General features: G+C 61.6%; 20 protein-coding genes. 9 read left to right on the top strand and 11 right to left on the bottom strand.

Going from position 1 to position 19876, the window contains the following annotated elements; all coding sequences use genetic code 11:
- Positions 1-62: 62 nt before the first annotated feature.
- Positions 63-1709: a sigma-54-dependent Fis family transcriptional regulator gene (locus C100_RS40540; RefSeq protein ID WP_024020829.1), complete on the bottom strand. Its 1647-nt coding sequence runs from the start codon at positions 1707-1709 to the stop codon at positions 63-65.
- A 210-nt stretch (positions 1710-1919) separates the two neighbouring features.
- On the opposite strand from C100_RS40540, the gene C100_RS40545 reads away from it, so the two are divergent.
- From C100_RS40545 to C100_RS40570, 9 genes are all read left to right on the top strand, one after another.
- Positions 1920-3272 carry an aromatic ring-hydroxylating dioxygenase subunit alpha gene (locus C100_RS40545; RefSeq protein ID WP_008831827.1) on the top strand — a complete coding sequence of 451 codons (1353 nt, stop codon included), beginning with the start codon at positions 1920-1922 and terminating at the stop codon, positions 3270-3272.
- Positions 3265-3792, top strand: a complete 528-nt coding sequence (locus tag C100_RS40550) for an aromatic-ring-hydroxylating dioxygenase subunit beta (protein ID WP_024020830.1) — start codon at positions 3265-3267, stop codon at positions 3790-3792. Before C100_RS40545 ends, C100_RS40550 begins: the two co-directional genes overlap by 8 nt.
- A gap of 25 nt (positions 3793-3817) precedes the next feature.
- Positions 3818-5185, top strand: coding sequence for an aromatic ring-hydroxylating dioxygenase subunit alpha (locus C100_RS40555; RefSeq protein ID WP_024020831.1), 1368 nt, complete (start codon positions 3818-3820; stop codon positions 5183-5185).
- A gap of 14 nt (positions 5186-5199) precedes the next feature.
- Positions 5200-5751: a 3-phenylpropionate/cinnamic acid dioxygenase subunit beta gene (locus C100_RS40560; protein WP_008828561.1), complete on the top strand. Its 552-nt coding sequence runs from the start codon at positions 5200-5202 to the stop codon at positions 5749-5751.
- Positions 5752-5801: 50 nt separating this feature from the next.
- Positions 5802-6992 carry a TonB-dependent receptor gene (locus C100_RS0125030; RefSeq protein ID WP_031309909.1) on the top strand — a complete coding sequence of 397 codons (1191 nt, stop codon included), beginning with the start codon at positions 5802-5804 and terminating at the stop codon, positions 6990-6992.
- A 60-nt stretch (positions 6993-7052) separates the two neighbouring features.
- Positions 7053-7810 (top strand): IS5 family transposase gene (locus tag C100_RS47975; RefSeq protein ID WP_152536496.1). Its coding sequence is split into 2 segments (ribosomal slippage): positions 7053-7386 and positions 7386-7810, totalling 759 coding nucleotides; the frame shifts between segments, so codons are not numbered across the junction.
- Positions 7811-7848: 38 nt separating this feature from the next.
- Positions 7849-9180 carry a TonB-dependent receptor gene (locus C100_RS0125045; protein WP_084625447.1) on the top strand — a complete coding sequence of 444 codons (1332 nt, stop codon included), beginning with the start codon at positions 7849-7851 and terminating at the stop codon, positions 9178-9180.
- 86 nt (positions 9181-9266) lie between these two features.
- Positions 9267-10370, top strand: coding sequence for an alkane 1-monooxygenase (locus C100_RS40565; protein WP_008828148.1), 1104 nt, complete (start codon positions 9267-9269; stop codon positions 10368-10370).
- Between the two features lie 82 nt (positions 10371-10452).
- The gene (locus C100_RS40570; RefSeq protein WP_008828147.1) at positions 10453-11493 is read left to right on the top strand and encodes a 2Fe-2S iron-sulfur cluster-binding protein; all 1041 of its coding nucleotides are present in this window, start codon (positions 10453-10455) and stop codon (positions 11491-11493) included.
- A gap of 59 nt (positions 11494-11552) precedes the next feature.
- Here the strand turns inward: C100_RS40570 and hcaB are convergent, their stop codons facing one another.
- The 10 genes from hcaB to C100_RS40620 all read right to left on the bottom strand — a co-directional run.
- A complete protein-coding gene (gene hcaB / locus C100_RS40575; protein WP_031309914.1) occupies positions 11553-12353 on the bottom strand; it encodes a 3-(cis-5,6-dihydroxycyclohexa-1,3-dien-1-yl)propanoate dehydrogenase in 801 nt (266 codons plus the stop codon).
- 31 nt (positions 12354-12384) lie between these two features.
- Positions 12385-13890 carry an aldehyde dehydrogenase family protein gene (locus C100_RS40580; RefSeq protein WP_008828145.1) on the bottom strand — a complete coding sequence of 502 codons (1506 nt, stop codon included), beginning with the start codon at positions 13888-13890 and terminating at the stop codon, positions 12385-12387.
- A gap of 19 nt (positions 13891-13909) precedes the next feature.
- Positions 13910-14191 carry a 2Fe-2S iron-sulfur cluster binding domain-containing protein gene (locus C100_RS40585; RefSeq protein ID WP_008828144.1) on the bottom strand — a complete coding sequence of 94 codons (282 nt, stop codon included), beginning with the start codon at positions 14189-14191 and terminating at the stop codon, positions 13910-13912.
- Positions 14181-14414 carry a 2-hydroxymuconate tautomerase gene (locus tag C100_RS40590; protein WP_008828143.1) on the bottom strand — a complete coding sequence of 78 codons (234 nt, stop codon included), beginning with the start codon at positions 14412-14414 and terminating at the stop codon, positions 14181-14183. Before C100_RS40590 ends, C100_RS40585 begins: the two co-directional genes overlap by 11 nt.
- Position 14415: 1 nt before the next feature.
- Positions 14416-15186 carry a 2-keto-4-pentenoate hydratase gene (locus tag C100_RS40595; protein ID WP_024020833.1) on the bottom strand — a complete coding sequence of 257 codons (771 nt, stop codon included), beginning with the start codon at positions 15184-15186 and terminating at the stop codon, positions 14416-14418.
- 1 nt (position 15187) lies between these two features.
- Positions 15188-16219 carry a 4-hydroxy-2-oxovalerate aldolase gene (gene dmpG / locus C100_RS40600; protein WP_008828141.1) on the bottom strand — a complete coding sequence of 344 codons (1032 nt, stop codon included), beginning with the start codon at positions 16217-16219 and terminating at the stop codon, positions 15188-15190.
- On the bottom strand, positions 16216-17154 hold the full coding sequence (locus C100_RS40605) for an acetaldehyde dehydrogenase (acetylating) (RefSeq protein WP_008828140.1): 939 nt from the start codon (positions 17152-17154) through the stop codon (positions 16216-16218). The genes dmpG and C100_RS40605 overlap by 4 nt, the downstream gene beginning before the upstream one ends.
- A gap of 22 nt (positions 17155-17176) precedes the next feature.
- Complete coding sequence (locus C100_RS40610) at positions 17177-17971, bottom strand: 2-keto-4-pentenoate hydratase (protein WP_008828139.1); 795 nt, start codon at positions 17969-17971, stop codon at positions 17177-17179.
- 4 nt (positions 17972-17975) lie between these two features.
- Positions 17976-19460, bottom strand: coding sequence for a 2-hydroxymuconic semialdehyde dehydrogenase (locus tag C100_RS40615; RefSeq protein ID WP_008828138.1), 1485 nt, complete (start codon positions 19458-19460; stop codon positions 17976-17978).
- A 40-nt stretch (positions 19461-19500) separates the two neighbouring features.
- On the bottom strand, positions 19501-19876 hold a 376-nt coding region (locus C100_RS40620), incomplete at its 5' end, for a GlcG/HbpS family heme-binding protein (protein WP_024020835.1).

Here is a 19876-nt window from a genome sequence, read left to right on the forward strand (position 1 = left end):
GGCGCACCTCCCTATAGACCTTCTTTGCACAATATGCAATGCGTTGCGAGAGTTAACGCGCGCTAGGCGGATTCCTGGATTTCCATTTTTTCAAGACGCAAGGCGAGCTGCCGACGGGTAAAGCCTAAGGTGCGCGCCGCGCGAGCAACGTTGCCCCCACTTGCATCAAGGGCCTCGCGGATCACCAGCCCTTCCATTTCCAGCAGGCTTCCGCCCTCATCGACGATCAGATCCAGCATCTGGCGCACCAAGTTGGCGCGACTACCAACATTGTCAACGGCGCTGATCCTGCCATCGTTGGTCATGCACATCGCCGGCTTCAATTCGAGGCCGTCGGTTTCCAAGAACAGGTGTCTGACGTCGATCGCTCGTCCGTCGTCCGCCAACAGCACGGCGCGTTCCACCATTCGCTCAAGTTCGCGCACATTGCCCGGGAAATCGTAAGCCAACAGCGCGTTAATCGCCCGCGGAGTGAAGCCCGATACTGTTCGGCCATGGCGCAGGGCATAACGCAGACGGAAGTGTTCCAGCAGCACCGGAATGTCCTCGCGGCGCTGGCGCAGCGGCGGCACCCGGACCGGTAAAGTCGATATCCGGTAGAACAAGTCGGCACGAAACGTGCCTTCCCGCACCGCCTCGTTAAGTTCCACATTCGATGCTGCGATCAATCGGACATCCACCTTGATCGTCCGCGTATCGCCGACCCGCTCGAACTCACCTTCCTGGACAGCGCGCAGAATCTTCGATTGTGCAAGTGGCGACAGTGTCGATATCTCGTCCAGGAACAGCGTGCCGCCATTGGCCAGCTCGAACCGACCGGGCCGGGCGGCAACCGCGCCAGTATAGGCCCCCTTGGCCACGCCGAACAGCTCCGATTCGATCAGCCCCTCAGGGATCGCCGCGCAGTTGAGCGCGATGAACGGCTCCGCCTCGCGCGTGCTCAGCCGATGAGCGAGCTTGGCCAGCACTTCCTTGCCGACCCCGGTCTCGCCCATTAACAGCAGCGTCGCATTGCTCGCTGCGGTGCGTTCGATCATGGTCTTGGCTGAGAGGAACGCTGCCGATATCCCAATCACCGTTTGGCCCGCATCATGCCACGTTTCGGACAGGACCAGCGGCGTCGCGGCCAATTCGAGGTCGTCCAACTGATCCCATTCGGGTTTTGGTTTGGCGTGAAGTACGCAGGCAGCATCGCCTCGCCCCGCACATTCCACTTCGCGCATGATGATCGGTTGTCCCGCGAAGGTTGTGGCAAAGCCGCTTGCAAAGCCGGTCTGCATCCAGCACACCGGATCGGTGCTGTGCCCCATCGCGTTGAGATGGATCGCCGCCTCCATCGAATCGTGGACCGTGAACCGGCCTTCGAAATGCCCCCGCGAGGGATCGTTTTCAAGAGTTTCGATCTGGGTCCAGCCGAACCCGGTCAAGGCGTGTGCCTGCGGTCCGACCGCGAATGCTTCGAGATAATCACCATCCGGGCGCAATTTCTTCGCGCCGATCGCGCACCGTGCGCCTTCGGCAAAACCGACACCCCAGAAGAACCGGCTGGCCGCTTCTAGCCCCAATTCGGCCACCAGGCGGCTGCGCCAGCTGGCCAGGGCCGCTTGGCTGAGCAGTACGCAGCGTTCACCGTCATGCCAGATCCGGCCCATTTCCGGTGAGAACAGCAGCTTGCTGGCAAGGTCGGCGTATCCTGGGAGCGTCTCCATCCGGTCAGCTTATCAGATTCGTAACTTCCGGCCCAGACTTAAGCCTCGACATTTACATATACGTCGATCTGCACGGTGCCTCGCCGTGGGATTGACCAACCGGACTGCGGTAAATCGGCCCGAAAACGATATTGGCACGATTCGTGCTTATAACTGTCCCGACAAGAAAAATCGATGGCGGCTTTAGCCATGCTGTTGGGAGAGGATCAAATGAACGACAACATTGCCGATCTGGTTGATTCACGCACCGGGCGCCAATCGCGCTCGATCTACGCGAGCGAAGACATCTATCGGCAGGAACTTGAGCGGATCTTCGGGCGCTGCTGGCTGTTCCTGGTCCACACCAGCCAGATTCCGAAGCCGGGCGACTATTTCCGCACCTTCATGGGCGAAGACGATGTGATCGTGATCCGCCAGAAGGACGGGTCGATCAAGGCGTTCCTTAACAGCTGCACCCACCGCGGGAACCGGATCTGCCGCGCCGATCGCGGCAATGCGCGCGCCTTCACCTGCAACTATCACGGCTGGTCTTTTTCCCCGGACGGCGCGCTCGCCGGGGTGCCGCTGGAAAGCGAGGCCTATTTCGGCGAACTCGACCGCACCAAGTTCGGCCTGATCCCGGTGACGAAAGTGGCCGAGTACAAGGGCCTGGTGTTCGGCTGCTGGGATGCCAATTCGCCCAGCCTCGATGACTATCTGGGCGATGCCAAGTTTTTCCTCGATGTCTGGCTGGATGCCATGCCGGGCGGATCGGCACTGCTCGGCGAGACGCAGAAGATGGTGCTGGGCACCAACTGGAAGCTGCCAGTCGAGAACGTCTGCGGCGATGGCTATCACCTGGGCTGGGCACATGCCGGCGCGATGGCAGCAGTCCAGTCGATGGACCTCACCGGGCTCAGCGTCGGCAATTCCGGGGTCGATCTCGATGGCGGGCTGTCGGTCGCCGGCATGAACGGGCACATGGTCTTGAGCGCGCTCGACGGCGTTTCCGGCTACGCCTTCTATCCTGATCCCAAGCCGATCCTCGAATACCTAGAGGCCAACCGCCAGACGGTGATCGACCGTCTGGGCGAAGTGCGCGGCAGGCAGGTGTGGGGTGCGCAGGTCAACATAACCATTTTCCCCAACCTGCAACTGCTGCCCGGGCTCAACTGGTTCCGGGTCTATCATCCAAAGGGTCCCACCCAGATCGAACAGTGGACCTGGGCCATGGCCGAAAACGACATGCCCGAGGCGGTGAAAGCGCAGATTCTCGAAAACCAGTGCCTGACCTTCGGCTTGGCGGGCCTTTTCGACAACGACGATGGCGACAATCTGACCGCCTGCACCGAACAGTCGCGCGGCTGGCGCACGGCGCAGATGGATGTCTACACCAACATGGCGCTGGGCCGCTCGGGCAAGCGCGAGGGCTTCCCCGGCGATATCGCCTCCGGCTTGGTAAGCGAACACAACCAGCGCTATTTCTACCGCCGCTGGCAAGAGCACATGATGGCGGAAACCTGGGCCGAAGTGCCCACGTACAACATTAACTCGCTGACCGACGAGGAGGCCGAGCATGCTTGACCGACCGCTTGCCCCTCCCCCGGTGGAGGTGATCGTTGCAGTTACCCAGGCACTCCACCGCGAAGCCCGGCTGCTCGACAACGAAGATCTCGACGGCTGGCTGGCCATGCTTGGCAAAGACGTCAGCTATCGCCTGGAACTGAAGAGCCGAAGGTTCCGCGCTGACCGTTCGCCGCCTTTTCCACTTGGCCCAGGGGTAATCTTCAACGAGGATCTGGGTAGGCTGAAAATGCGGGTGGATCGCCTGAAATCCGGCTTCGTCTGGGCCGAAGATCCGCCCAACTACATCCGCCGCGCTGTCTCCAACGTCGAGGTGCTGGCCACCCGGGCCGATAACGAGGTGCGGGTCCATTCGGTGCTGGGGATGCACCGCAATCGGATCGATGGCACCACCCGCCTGCTCACCGCCGGACGCACTGACCTCTGGCGCAGCGAAGGCAGCGCTTGGCTGCTGGCCGCGCGCGAAATCGTGCTGGACCATTCCGTGCTGCCGGACAGCAACCTCAACGCCTTTTTCTGAACAAGCCTGACGGGAGAGAACAATCATGCGCTTCGAACGGATCGGTCGCGAACCGGATTATTCACGCTACATGGACCTCAAGGAAGGCTGGCTTGACCGCCGGATCTTTTCGGATGCGGACATCTACGAGGAGGAGCTGTACCGCATCTTCGCGCGGTCGTGGCTGTTCGTTGCCCACGAAAGCCAGATCCCAAACAGCGGGGACTTCCTGACGACCCACATGGGTGAAGACGCGGTGATCGTCGCGCGCCAGCCCGACGGTTCGATCCGGGTCATGCTCAATTCCTGCCCGCACCGCGGCAATAAGGTGTGCTTCGCCGATGCCGGGAACACCCGTCGGTTCGTCTGCAATTACCACGGCTGGGCGTTTGACACCGCCGGCGACCTCAAGGGCATGCACGAGGAATATTGCTACGACGCGGGCGATATCGACTTCAAGAACCATGGCCTCAAGAACGTCGCCAAGGTCGGCAACTACAAGGGCTTGGTGTTCGCCACCTTCAACAGCGATGCGCCGAGCCTGGAAGCCTGGCTAGGCGATTTCCGGTGGTATCTCGACATGATCCTCGACAACGAGGAAGGCGGCACCGAATTCATTGGCGGCTGCATCAAGTCGGTGATCAGCGCGAACTGGAAGTTCGGGGTCGAGAACTTCATCGGCGACGCTTATCACGCCGGCTGGACGCATGATTCGGGCACTCGGTCGATGAACAACGGCCAGCCGGTCCCGCCGATCGACATGGATAATTCCTATCACGCCAGCGTGAACGGCCACGGCTGGGAATTCGGCACCGAAGGCGTGGGCGACCTCTTCCTGCTCGGGCGCCCCAAGGTGATGGACTATTACAACAAGATCCGCCCGAAGATGGCAGAACGCCTGGGCGAGATGCGCTCGAAGATCTTCGGTTCGGTCGCCTCGGCATCGATCTTCCCCAACGTCTCGTTCCTGCCGGGCATTTCCACCTTCCGCCAGTGGCAACCCAAGGGGCCAATGCAGTTCGAATTGAAGACCTGGGTGATCGTCAACAAGAACATGCCCGACGACATCAAGGAGGAAGTGACCAAAGGCGTGATGCAGACCTTTGGCCCCGGTGGCACCTTCGAGATGGATGACGGCGAAAACTGGGAAAACTGCACCACCGTCAACCGCGGCGTCGTCACCCGGCACGAGCGCCTGCACTATCGCTGCGGGATCGGCCGCCAGATCGAACACGATACCCTGCCGGGCATCGTCTATCGCGGCCAGTACAACGACGCCAACCAGCGCGGCTTCTATCAGCGCTGGCTCGACATGATGACCCATGACGAATTCGGCAAGATGCCGGCACGGCCCGAACCGCAGCTGGGCAATGTGGGCGAAACCCGCGATCTTCCTGGCCTGTTCGCGCTCTGAGAGGAACTACAGCTATGACCGACACCGCAACCCTCGAGCGCACATGTGAAGGGACTACCGCATCGCTCGAACTGACCCACGCGCTGACCCAGACGCTGTATCGCGAAGCACGGCTGCTCGACGATGAACACTACAAGGCCTGGGCCAGCATGCTGGCGGAAGACCTGCATTACCACATGCCGGGGATCGAAACCCGCTATCGCCGCGACAAGACCGAGCAGGTGACCGACCTGACCCGGATGGCCTATTACAACGACAGCAAGCCCGAAATCCTCAAGCGGCTTTCTCGGCTCGAGACCGGAACGGCCTGGTCGGAGGATCCGGCGACGCGCTACACCCATATCATCACCAACGTCGAGGTGGAGCTTACCGAAAAGGCCGACGAGTTCCGAGTCTATTCGAACTTCTATGCTTATCGCAATCGCAACGAACGCGACGAGGATTCGCTAATCGGCAACCGTATCGATATCTGGCGTCAGGTCGGCAACAGCTTTCAACTGGTCAAACGCCGAGCGATCCTCAAGCACAATGTAATGTTGAGCAAGAACCTCAACATCTACGTTTAGTCTATCCACCTTTATAAATAGTAATGATAAAACACGAGGGAGAATGCCAAATGACAAACCGATTGATGTATTTCAGGAAAGCCGTCCTGCGCGCCAGCGCCTCGGCGATCGTAGTATCTACCGGGCTTGTGCCGATGACGGCGCATGCGCAGGATGCAGCAGCAAGCGAGCCTCAGGCCGAGGAGCAACGGGCCGGCGGTCTAGGTGAAATCATCGTGACTGCGCGCAAGCGGTCTGAGAACCTGCAGGAAACGCCGGTCGCGATCACCGCTATGAATGCCGAGATGCTCGAAGCGCGCGAAGTCAACAACGTCGCCCAGGTGGCCAAGTTCGCGCCCAACGTGAACATGTCGCCGGTTGCCAACATCTCCGGTTCCAGCGCCACGATCACCGCGTTCATCCGCGGCGTCGGTCAGAACGACTTCAACATTACCGTGGATACCGGCGTGGGCATCTATGTCGATGGCGTCTATGTCGCCCGCTCGGTCGGTGCGCTGCTCGACATGACCGACATCGCTGATGTGCAGATCCTGCGCGGGCCGCAGGGCACGTTGTTCGGCAAGAACACCATCGGCGGCGCGATCGTCGTCAATTCCGTCCAGCCGCAACACGAATTTGACCTGAAGCTCGAAGCGGCGACCGGCCGGTTCAACCGCGCCGATTTCAAGGGCATGATCAACGTGCCGCTGAGCGACAATCTCGCAATGCGCGCGGTTGCTTCCTATGAAACCCGCGACGGCTACCAGAAGCGTTTGTTCGACGGCGGCCGCCAGGGCAACAAGGACAGCTTCGGCGGACGCATTGCGTTCAAGTGGGAGCCGACCGATAAGCTGACCGTCAGCCTCAGCGGGGATATCAACATCCGCCGCGAAGAGCAGACGGCCATTTCGCTGCTCGAACTGCAGGACCAGAACGTGCCGCTGCGCTTCGTCGATATCCCGAACAGCGCGACGACACCCGGCGGCCCCAACCGCCAGATCGCTGCGCCCAGCTCGATGTATTTCTGGAACAAGATCCGCGTCACCGATGGCAGCTGTGGAGCACCTTGGGGCGGGTTTGGCGTTCCGGGTACCCTTGCGCCGACCGGCAACCCGGCCTGCGCCAGCACCCGCTGGATCACTGGCGACATCGACACCACCTGGGCTGGCGGCGTCAACCGGTCGGACTTCGATCTATGGGGCACGAACCTCACCCTCGATTACGATTTCGGCGATTTCAGCCTGAAGTCGATTTCGGCCTAGGGTCAGGACCTATTGATGTGAGAGGCGCGATCTGATTCAGGCTCCGCGAGGAGACTGAGAATGAGCGACTTGTACTGGCTGACCGACGAGCAGATGGATCGCCTGCGCCCCTATTTTCCCAAAAGCCACGGCAAGGCGCGGGTTGACGATCGGCGGGTGCTGAGCGGCATTGTATTCGTCAACCGCAACGGGCTGCGCTGGCGGGATGCGCCCAAGGAGTATGGCCCCCATAAGACGCTATACAACCGGTGGAAGCGATGGGGCGACATGGGCGTGTTCCTTCGCATGATGGAAGGGCTGGCTGCTGAAGGCGCCGAACCAGCGACGGTCATGATCGATGCGACCTATTTGAAGGCGCACCGCACGGCTTCGAGCCTGCGGGTAAAAAAGGGGATCTCGGGCGCCTGATCGGCCGCACCAAGGGGGGCATGAACACCAAGCTTCACGCCATCACAGACGCCAATGGCCGCCCCTTGAGCTTCTTCATGACCGCCGGGCAGATCAGCGACTACACCGGTGCTGCCGCTTTGCTGGAAGATCTACCCAAAGCGAAATGGCTGCTCGGGGACCGCGGCTATGACGCCGATTGGTTCCGGGAAGCTTTGCAGGCGAAGGGGATCAAGCCCTGCATTCCTGGCCGAAAATCACGGCTTCAACCCGTCAAATACGACAAGCGCCGCTACAAACGTCGCAACCGCATCGAGATCATGTTCGGCCGCCTCAAGGACTGGCGCCGCGTTGCCACGCGCTACGACCGCTGTCCCTCCGTGTTCTTCTCCGCCATCGCGCTTGCCGCAACCGTCATCTTCTGGCTGTGATCAACGAGTCCTGACCCTACCGCGACCAGAGTTCGCACATGGAATACGATTTCGACGGCACTCCGCATACGATCCTGCGGATCGCAAGCGATATCGATGTGTGGCAGGCCTCGCAGGAACTGCAGTTTACCGGAAGCCTGATGGATGGCCAGGTGAAGTTCGTTCTGGGCGGCTATTATCTCAAGGAAAAGGGCACTGACTACACCCCGATGGAATTCGGGTTTGCCCAGTTCTTTACTGGCGGCGACATCGACAACGACAGCTATGCCTCATACCTGCAGGCCACCTTCAAGGTGACCGACCGGTTCTCGATCACGCCGGGCATCCGCTACACTAACGAGACCAAGCGGTTCGACCCGTCTGTGCAGACGATCTTCAACGACCGCTCGCAACTCGATCCAGTGCTGGCATCGGTCTATCCGCAGGGCGCATTCGTCGCGTTCAGCCAGTGCCTCGTCGGACAGGCAAACCCGGCGGCCAACCTGTTCCCGTCAGGCCCGCTGGCCGGTTTCCCGCTACCGAACTGCACGCCTTCGGCGACCAACCCGGGCGGCAACCACACGATGCCGGCCATCGAGGTTTCGGCCAAGGCCAAGGAGTGGACCCCGGCGATCTCGGCGGACTACAAGATAACCGACAATTCGCTGATCTATGCGTCCTATTCGAAAGGCTTCAAGAACGGCGGGTTCAGCCAGCGCATCTTCCCAGCTGAAATCGCGACCCCCTCGTTCACGCCGGAATTCGTCGAATCCTACGAAATCGGCCTGAAGAACGAACTGTTCAACCGGCGCCTGCGCCTGAACATCGCGGCGTTCCTTTCCGATTACAGCGACATGCAGATCACTGTGAACGAAGGGATCGCTCCGAAGGTTCGCAACGCCGGTGCCGGCCGGATCAAGGGCTTCGAGATCGAAGGCGAAGCTGCCCCGATCGAACAGGTTCGCGTGAACTTCGGCGTGGGTTATCTCGATGCCTACTACACCAAGATCGATCCGAGCGCGGCGCCAGTCACGCTGGATTCGAAGTTCGCCTTCGTTCCCAAGTGGACAGCTTCGGCCGCGATCAACGCCGACGTCTATGAAGGCAGCATGGGCAAGCTGACCCTGCGCGGCGATTGGTCCTACCAGAGCGGCACCTTCAAGGATGCAGTCAACAGCCCGCAACTGTTCCAGCCCGCGTACAGCGTGTTCGGCACCAGTGCCTCGTTCACCGACAGGAGTGAGCACTTCACCCTGACTGCGGGCGTCACGAACCTGACCGACAAGCGCTATCTGCAGGGCGGCTATGTCGATCTCAACGTCGGCGGCGCCGCAACGGCCAGCTTCTCGCGTCCGCGCGAATGGTTCCTCAAGCTCGCCTACAAGTACTGATGAAGGCCCGAGGGCGGCGGACCGCCACCGCCCTCACCCTTGCCTCGACGGGCAAGGCCAGAACAGAATAACTAAGGAGAAATCCGATGGACGGACTGCGCTATTTTCTCATTCCGGTCATGACCTTGGCGGGCGTTATCGGATTCATGCTCGGCGGCAGCTACGTCTGGCTGGGCGCGGCGACCTTTCCGGTGTTGATGACGCTGGATATCCTGCTGCCGGCGGACCACAAGATGCGCGCGCAGGGCACGGCACTGCTTGGCGATTTCGCCATGTACCTCCAGCTCCCGTGCATGATCCTGCTGGTCTGGGCCTTTGCCCGATCGGTTGCGACCGCGATCAACCCGATCACCGGCGCCGACAATTCAAGCTGGCAACTGGCCGGATCGCTGCTCAGCCTGGGTTGGCTCTCGGCGGTGCCGACCCTGCCGGTGGCGCATGAGCTGATGCACCGCCGCCACTGGTTTCCTCGCTATGTCGCCAAGTGTCTGAGCGCGTTCTACGGCGACCCCAATCGCGATATTGCCCATATCGTCACCCACCACGTCCATCTCGACACGGCCAAGGATAGCGATACCCCTCGGCGCGGGCAGACCATCTACAGCTTCGTGTTCCAGGCGAGTTGGGGTTCCTACAAGGATACTTGGGAAAAGTCGGCCGAAATCCTCCGCAAGCTTGGCCATGCTTCGCTGGGATGGCGCAATCCGGTGTGGCTACTGCCGCTCTTATCGGGCAGTATCATCGTCTTTGTGGGCTTGACGGCAGGCCTTGGCGCGGCGCTGACCGCTGTCGGCGCGATGGTAATGGCCAAGATGTTCGTGGAGGGGTTCAACTACTTCCAGCACTATGGCCTGATCCGGGTCGAAGGGGCGCCGATCGAGCTCCATCACGCCTGGAACCACCTTGGCGCGATCGTCCGGCCGATCGGTGCGGAAATCACCAACCACATCAACCATCACCTTGACGGGCATATCCCCTTCTATGCGCTGAAGCCCGAACCGCAAGCGCCGCAGATGCCCTCACTGTTCCTGTGCTTCGCCGCCGGACTGATCCCGCCGGTCTGGTTCCGCTTCATCGCGCAACCGCGCCTCAAGGACTGGGACGAACGTTTCGCCACCCCCGGCGAACGCAAGCTGGCGGATCAGGCCAACGCACAGGCTGGCTGGCCGCGCTGGCTGGCCAGCACTTGAACGCCAGGCCAATCGTCCACCCTCATTCGGGCGACAATCTGCAACTGCAGATTCCGCCCGCCCATTTCGGAAAAACCCGACAATGTTTTCTTTCCTGCGCAAATCCAAGATGAACACCGTAACCGTGGAAGGATCGCCGACCACGCTTGACATACCGGCGGGCAAGACACTTCTTGAAGCGATGCTGGACGCGGGTCTGGCCATGCCGCACGATTGCAAGGTTGGCTCGTGCGGTACCTGCAAGTTCAAGCTCGTGTCTGGCAAGATCGGCGAATTGAGCCCGTCGGCCCTTGCACTTGAGGGCGACGAACTGCGCAGCGGCTTTCGCCTCGCCTGCCAGGCCATTCCGCGCTCGGATCTGACAATCGCGGTTGATGCGCCACTCTCGCAAGGGATCGCCATTGCTACATATCGCGGCACCATCGTCGCCGCACAACGGCTATGCGAGGATATAATCGGGCTGACCATCGAACTGGATCGGCCACTGGCCTTCACTCCCGGACAATACGCTGATCTGACCGCTCCCGGCATCGAAGGTGCACGCAGTTATTCATTCGCCTTCGCGACGGTTGGTGAACCCACCCAGCAACTGCATTTTCACATCCGGCACGTTCCGGGCGGCGCATTTACCGACTGGCTGTTCTGCACCGATCGCACCGGAATGGAGCTGAAGGTTACCGCCCCCTATGGGCAATTCGCCCTCAAGGACAGCACTGCCCCCATTCTTTGCATCGCCGGGGGTAGTGGTCTAGCGCCGATCATCTCGATTCTGGAGCAGGCGCTCGACCGGGGCGCAGACCGGGCGGTGCACCTGCTGTACGGTGCGCGCCGTAAGTCCAATCTCTATGCCCTCGACAAAATTGCGGCCCTTCGTCAACGCTGGATGGCCCCTTTCGAATTCGTCCCGGCCTTGTCGGATGAAGAGCCAGACAGCGACTGGGCAGGAGCGCGTGGGCTGATCACCGAGCAGATTGCGGGCGTTGCAGACCTGGCGGCGCACGAAGCCTATCTGTGTGGCCCACCGGCGATGATCGACTTTGCCGAAGCGCAATTGCTTGCCGCCGGCCTCTCACGTTCGGTCATTTCGGCCGACCGCTTTCTTGATCGCAGCAATCGCACGTAAAAAAAGACGGGCGCTCGACGAATCGAGCACCCGCCAAGGGTGGAGAGATCTAAGCCGCTTCAGCTTCCGGGGCGTTTGCCGATGCCGATTCCACCGTCGCTGAGCAAAACCGTTCCTGTCATGTAGGCCGAGTCCCGACGCGAGGCGAGCAAGGCATAGAGGCCGGAGTGATCATCCGGTTCGGCGATCCGCGCGAGCGGCGTCATCCCGGCAATCATCGCGTCGAGCCCTTCCATATCTTCCATGTGAACATCGGCTGTTCCGCCCGCATGGGTACCGCCCAGCGGCGTTCGGGTGCCGCCTGGCGCCACGCCGTTGACCCTGACGTCGGGGGTTAGTTCCCAGGCGAGCTGGCGGATCAGGCCCAGCACGGCGTGCTTCGACGCCACATAGGGCGTACCGCCACCGCCGGTGTAGAAGCTTGAAGTCGAGGCAGTAAAGATGATGCTGCCCTTGGTCTTACGCAACTCCGGAATTGCGGCACGGGCGCCAAGGAAGTAGCCCTTTACGTTGACGCCGAAGATCTCGTCCAGCGTTTCCGAGAGCTTTTCGGGTTCCATGTCCGCAAGCGGGGTCATGAAATCCCAGATCCCGACATTGCCGACGAACACGTCAAGCTTGCCGAATGCAGCCACGGTTGCGACGACTGCCTTTTCGTTGTCGACATAATTGCGGACATCGCCCTCAATCACGACTACTGCGTTGCCATGCCGCGTACGCACCAAGTCGGCCTGAGCGGCATCCCTGACCAGGACGCCAACCTTGGCACCTTCTTCGATAAAGCGCGCGACGACCGCCTCACCGATCCCTGTGGCGCCGCCGGTTAGCAGCGCCACTTGTCCTTCGAGCCTTGCAGTCACATCGTTCCTCCCGAAGATCGCGGGTTCTCGATCACTGATCGAACATCCCGACGCGGCCTTCCTGAAGGTTGACCACGACCGACTTTGTCTGGGTGTAGTGGTTCAGCACTTCATGGCTGAATTCACGCCCGAAGCCGCTCTGCTTGTAACCGCCCAGCGGCATGTTGGCCTTAAGGTTGTAGTAGCGGTTGATCCAGACCGTGCCGGTTTCAAGCTGACGCGCGATCCGGTGGGCGCGGGCAAGATCCTTGGTCCACACGCCGCCGGCCAGGCCGTAGGTGGTGGCATTGGCCTGCTGCATCATGTCGGCTTCGTCGTTCCAGCTGATTACAGTGGTCACCGGCCCGAAGATCTCCTCCTGCGCGATGCGCATTGTGTTCTTCACATTGGTGAACACCGTCGGCTTGATGAAGTTGCCACCCGCCAGATTTGCAGCATCGGCGCGGGTGCCGCCGGTCAAAACTTCGGCCCCTTCCTCGGTTGCGAGCTGCAGGTAGCTTTCTACCTTGTCGAACTGCATCTTCGACGCCTGGGCGCCAAGCTGGGTTGCCATATCGAGGGGATCGCCCTGGCGGATGCCTTCAAGCGCGGTTTTGAACTTGGCCAGGAACTCGTCCTGGATCGACTGGTGCAGGAACAGGCGCGAACCGGCCAGGCAGACCTCACCCTTGTTGAGCACAGTCGACATCGTAGCGCTTTCCACCGCCGCGTCGATATCGGCATCGCCGCACACGATGTGCGCCGACTTGCCGCCCAGCTCGAGCGTCTGCGGGATGATGTTTGCGGAGGCATACTGGATAATACGGCGGGCAGTGGCGATCGAACCGGTGAATGCTACCTTGGCGACATCGGGGCTGGTGACCAGCGCCTCGCCCACATCCGCACCATAGCCGGTGACGACGTTGATCACACCCGGCGGCAGCAGATCGGCCATTTCCACGAAGAATTCGATCACCGAAAGACAGACCGTCTCGGCCGGCTTCAGAACGACAGTGTTGCCCGATGCCAGCGCTGGTGCGATTTTGCACGCCATCATCAACATCGGTACGTTCCACGGGATGATCTGCGCGCAGACACCGAGCGGTTCGCGGTGAACGATGCCGATCGCATCGGGATAATCGAGCGTCTGGCCATGCAGGCCATAGGCCGCGCCAGCGAACAGCTCGAACTGACCGATAGTCTGGGTCATGTCGAAGAACATCGATTCGCGCATCGGCTTGCCGTTGTTCAACGTTTCGAGCGTCGCGTAGTGCGACTGGCGTGCCTTCAGCCGGCGCGCAATTTCGATCAGGATCTCCTGGCGCTCGCCGGGCAGGCTTTGCGACCACTTGGGAAAAGCAGCCTTGGCAGCGGCAATCGCACGCTCAATGTCCTTGGCATTGCCGGCCTGGATCTTGGTCAGCACCTTGCCGGTCGAGGGATTGAGTAGATCGATGGTCTTGCCGCTGTCCCCGGCAATCCACTCGCCGCCGATATAATGGCCGTACTCGGACTTAATGCCGTAGTCGTTTTCTGTACTTTTCAACTGCGTAGCCATGACAACTCTCCCTTGGTTTTCATAGAACTTCGATGACTAGGTCATCCATCGGATAGATCCGACAGGCCAGGGCGTATCCCTTTGCCTGGTCGGCGACAGAAACCTTGGCCGTGCTCATCTTGCCGGTCCGGTATTCGCCTTCAACAACTCGAACCAGGCAAAACCCGCAACCACCGCCACGGCAGCCCACTCCTATATCGCTGGAACCAAACTGCTCCATCGCGATCAGTACGCGTTCACCCTCGGGGCAAGCGAACTGCCCCCCTCCGAGGATCCGGATCTGGTAGGGCTCAAGCCTCATTCGACCAATCTTCTTCGACTCGGGGCTGCGCGGCAGCGGCCTTCGCCGCAAAGCTTACCCCCCCCACCGCGAAATGCGCTGGGTCCATCTCGCGAAGGATGACGCGAACTGACTCACGCGGCGCCCCGATCGCACCGATGGCAGCATCGGTCAGCGCCCGGATCAGCCGCTCTTTGGCTTCCGGCGGGCGCCCTTCGAGCAGGTTGACCTCGATGATCGGCATATCAGGCCTCCACCTGGAACATGACCGCGCCAAGGTTCTGCACGGTCGTCCGCACGGTCTGGCCGGGAGCCAGGTTGGGCGCGGCGGTGATGCCGCCAGCCATGACGATGTCACCGGCGTTGATCTGTTCGCCCGCTTCGGCAACCAGCCGGGCCGCAGCAACCAGCGAACGGATGGGGTGGCCAAGGATCGCCGCGGTCGACCCGACCTGTACCACTTCGCCATCGATTTCGAGGATCACGCCCAGATTCGAAAAATCGATCCGGGGATCGTGCCAGGATCCGATCACCAGCCCCGACGAGGAAGTGTTGTCGGCGATCACGTCCTCGAGCGCGAACTTGAAGTTCTCGTAACGGCTGTCGATGATCTCCATCGCCGGGGCGATCGCTTCGACTGCTGCCAGCGCAGCGGCGGCAGTCACCTTACCGACCAGCGGGGCCTTCATCAGAAAGGCGACTTCCGGTTCGACCCGGGGGTGGACGTAGCGCGCGCGCGAAAGGGCGGATCCTTCCTCGACCAGCATCGCATCGGTCAGCCTGCCCCAGGCCACTTCGTCGACGCCGACCTGCAACATCTTGGCCCGGCTGGTCAGCCCCATCTTGACGCCGATGCGCCGTTCGCCACGCGACAGGCGCCGATCGACCGAGAGCTTCTGCACCTGATAGGCCTCTTCCACCGTGAAAGCGGTGTCCACAGGGGTGATTTGCGGGGTAGCTGTTGCTTCACGCTGTGCAGAGTCGAGCATTTCCGCGTATTTCGCCAGCCTGTCCATCTCAGTTGGCCTTAGCTTTGATCAGATCAAGCGCAACGTCGATGATCATGTCTTCCTGGCCTCCGACCATCCGGCGGTTGCCCAATTCGACGAGGATCTCGCGGGTATCGATTCCGTACTGTTCCGCTGCCTTTTCCGCATGGCGCAGGAAGCTTGAATAGACGCCTGCATAGCCCAGGCTGAGCGTCTCGCGATCGACCCTCACCGGACGGTCCTGAAGCGGGCGTATGATGTCGTCCGCCGCGTCCATCAGCGCCATCACGTCGCAGCCGTGCTTCCAGCCCTTGCGGTTGGCGGCGGCGATGAACACCTCGAGCGGTGCGTTACCGGCTCCCGCACCCATCCCGGCAAGGCTCGCGTCGATCCGCACCGCGCCCGTCTGCGCGGCGACGATCGAATTGGCCACGCCCAAGGACAGATTGTGGTGCGCATGGATGCCGCGTTGGGTTTCAGGCTTGAGCACCCGGTCATAGGCTTGGAGACGTGCGATCACGCCATCCATGTCGAGCGCCCCGCCGCTGTCGGTGACATAGACGCAATGCGCGCCATAGCTTTCCATCAGCAGCGCCTGCTGCGCGAGCGCTTCGGACTCGATCATGTGGCTCATCATCAGAAAGCCCGATACGTCCATGCCCAGATCGCGCGCGATGCCGATGTGCTGCTTGCCGACGTCGGCCTCGGTGCAGTGGGTCGCGACGCGCACGGAGCGCACCCCCATGGCATAGGCGCGCTTGAGTTCTTCGGCGGTGCCGATGCCGGGCACCAGAAGCGTTGTCAGCACCGCGTTCTGGATGACATCAGCGGCAGCCTCGATCCAGTCCCAGTCGGTATGGGCGCCAAACCCATAGTTGAAGGTCGAACCGTTCAGGCCATCGCCGTGCGAGACCTCGATCGCATCCACCCCTGCCTCGTCAAGCGCCTTGGCGATCGTGCGCACGCTGTCGGTGCCATACATATGCAGGATGGCGTGCATCCCGTCGCGCAAGGTCACGTCCTGGATGTAGAGCCGATCAGATGTTGGATCAAAGGTCATGCTGCGATCTTTTCCATATGAGTCTTGGCCAAGCTCTCGCCTGCCGCCTTGGCGGCAGCGGTCATGATGTCGAGATTACCGGAATAGTTGGGCAGATAATCGCCCGCGCCCTCGACCTCGAGGAACACGCTGGTCTTGAGGCCTTCGAATTCACCGTAGCCGGGGATCTTGAGCGGCCGGTTCGAACCGAAGCGTTCGAACTGCACGTCCTGCTTGAGCCGGTAGCCCGGCACGTATGACTGCACCCTGGCAATCATCGCCAGGACCGAATCGCGCACCTTTTCCTCATCGACCATTTCCGACAGCGTGAAGATCGTATCGCGCATGATCATCGGCGGTTCGGCGGGATTGAGAATGATCACAGCCCGGCCCTTGGCCGCACCGCCGACAGTCTCAATCGCCCGCGCGGTGGTGCGGGTGAACTCATCAATGTTGGCACGGGTGCCGGGACCGGCGGAGCGCGACGAAACCGACGCGACGATTTCCGCATAGTGCACCTTGGCCACCTGCGAGACCGCCGCGACGATCGGAATCGTAGCCTGGCCGCCGCAGGTCACCATGTTGATGTTGCGAACGGTCGCATCGACCGCGGGGTTGACAGGCGGGATGGTCGCCGGACCGATCGCTGCCGGTGTCAGGTCGACCATCAGCTTGCCGTCGCGGGCGAGTATCTCGTCATGCGCCTTGTGCGCATAGGCCGAAGTCGCATCGAAGGCGATGCCGATATCGGCATATTGCGGCATCCGACACAGGCCCTCGATCCCCTCGTGAGTGGTGGCCACGCCCCTTTCGCGGGCCATCGCCAGGCCTTCCGAGGCCGGATCGATCCCGACTACCGCTGCCAGCTCCAGAGTGTCCGAGCCCTTGAGCAGTTTGATCATCAGATCAGTGCCGATATTGCCGGAACCGATAATTGCGCACTTCATCCTGGCCATTTGACCAACCTCCACTTCCAATTCAGTCAGCAGCAAACGTAGCTCGGACAGTGCCAAGCCCATTGATCCGCGCTTCAACGACATCTCCGCGAGAAACCCCGGCCATCGGGCCGAGCGCGCCCGAAAGGATCACGTCGCCTTCCAGCAGGGGCCGCCCGGCATTCGCCATGACCCGCGCCAGCCACAGGGAAGAGGTGATTGGGCTACCAAGACAGGCGATCCCGGCGCCGACCGAAATCGGTTCGCCTTTTACCTCCATAACCATGCCGCACGTGCGCAAATCCAGCCTATCTAGCTTGCGCGGCACCGCGCCGAGCACGAACAGTCCGCTCGACGCGTTGTCGGCGATCGTGTCCCAGATCTTGATGTCCCAGTTGGCGACGCGGCTGTCGACGATCTCGATTGCCGGAACGACATATTCGACCGCGCGGATCATCTCGGCGGTGGTCATGTCGGGGTGGGGCAAATCCCGCCCAACGACGATCGCAATCTCGGCCTCGACCTTGGGCTGGATGACCTGATCAAGCGACACCGGGATACCTTCCGGCACGTCCATGTCTGCGAACAGCATCCCGTAATCGGGCTGGTCCACCCCCAACTGGCGCTGGACTGCAAGCGACGTCAGGCCGATCTTGCGCCCTACGAGCCGCCGCCCGCTAGCCAGGTAGTGCCGGGTGTTGGATTCCTGCACAGCATAGGCGGCCTCAACGCCACCGGCGGCAATCAGGTCTCGGATCGGACTGACCGGTGTGCCGCTTTCGGCGGCGCCGCGCAGCGCCAGAGCCGCTTGTTCGATGGTTTTAGGGTCGATAGTCATCGTCTTAAAGCTTTACGCAGATGTTGGTGATCTCGGTGTAGAATTCGAGGCTGTGCACCCCGCCTTCCCGGCCTATGCCGGAATGGCCGGACCCGCCGAAAGCCGTGCGCAGATCGCGCAGGAACCAGGAATTGACCCAGCACACCCCCACCTCCATCGCCGCCGCCACGCGGTGTCCGCGGGACAGGTTTTCGGTCCAGACTGAGGCGCACAGGCCGTATACCGTATCGTTTGCCAGCGCGATCACCTCGTCCTCGCTGTCGAACGGTAAGATGCCGCAGCACGGCCCGAAGATTTCCTCGCGCATCACGGTGTCGCCGTGGGCGACGTCGATCCACAACGTCGGTTCCACGAAGAAGCCGCCGGCTTCCGCGCCCGAGATTTCAGGAACGCCGCCGCCGGTGACCACGGTGGCCCCGTCCTCGACCGCACGGCGATAGTAGCCCAGCACTTTCTCGCGGTGCTCGGCGCTGATCAGAGGGCCGAGATAGGCGCGATCACCGGTCACGCCCGGCTTGAAGTCCTGCGCCGCCGCCGCCATCCGCGCCACGAAGGCATCGAAGATCGGCCGTTCGACATAGACCCGCTCGGTTCCGAGGCAGACCTGCCCGGTGTTCAGGAAGACCGAGCGCGACAGACCCTCGACCGCTTTGTCGAGGTCGGCATCGGCGAACACGATCGCCGGGTTCTTGCCACCGAGTTCGAACGAGATGTCGCGAACGCCGGTCGCGGCCTTCTGCATGATGGCCTGTCCGGTGCCGGTTTCGCCGGTGAAGGTGATGGCATCGACATCGGGGTTGGACGTGAGGAATTCGCCGGCCGAACCCGGACCGAATCCATGGACGACGTTGTAGACACCCTTGGGCATGCCCACCGCGTTCATCACTTCGCCCAGTAGGGCAGCGGTACGAGGCGTTTCCTCGGACGGCTTGACCACCACGGTATTGCCGCAGGCAAGCGCCGGGCCAACCTTCCAGGTCATCAGCAGCAGCGGGAAGTTCCACGGGCAGACGACGGCGACCACACCCTTGGGCTTGCGCACGGTATAGTTGAACGCCTGGCCGCCATCGGGGGTTGGCGTGTTGAAGCTTTCGCCCGGCATCGTCGAGACGACATCGGCGAACATGCGGAAGTTAGCGGCTCCGCGCGGAATATCGATATGCGACGCAACATGACGCGGCTTGCCGGTGTCGGCCACTTCGGCAGCCAGGAAATCATCCGCTCGGCGTTCGATCTCGGTCGCCACGGCGGTGATCAGCTTGACCCGTTCGGCCGTGGTCATCTTGCCCCACGGCCCGGTAAGCGCGGCCTTGGCCGCAGCCACGGCGTCGGCGACGTCTGCCTGGCTTGCTTCGTGCACAACCCCGATCTCGGCCCCGGTGGCCGGATTGACGTTGGAAAACGACTTGCCCTCGCTGCCTTCGCGATAGGACCCGTCGATGAAGTTCAGGATAGTATCCGTGATTGGAGAGGAGGAGACGGAAGTCATTGGTGCATATTACCTACGTTTTGCCAGAACCCATGGGGCGTCAGAATTGCCTTGCGCCGATCGCAGCGAGGCCGGCGTTGGCGTACTCGACGTCCATCGCTTCGCTCCCGCCGGAAATACCAATCGCACCGACGAATTCACCGGCAATTTCGATCGGTAGGCCGCCGCCGAACATCGCTATTCCCGGCTGCGCGACGATCCCGTCGCGCAAGGCCGGATTGCCCGAAACCATCGCATAGAGATCCGGCGTCGGGACGCGGAAGCTGGCGGCGCTGTAAGCCTTGTCCTGCGCGATCTTTGCAGACGGCGAAGGGGAGCCGCTGGCGCGCACGAACGCGACCAGGTCTCCCCCCGCGCCGACCACCGCGGCAACGACCGGACAGCCCGCCGCCGCACCCATGGCAACGGCGGCAGCC

Source organism: Sphingobium sp. C100 (genome assembly GCF_000508185.1).
Lineage (GTDB): Bacteria > Pseudomonadota > Alphaproteobacteria > Sphingomonadales > Sphingomonadaceae > Sphingobium.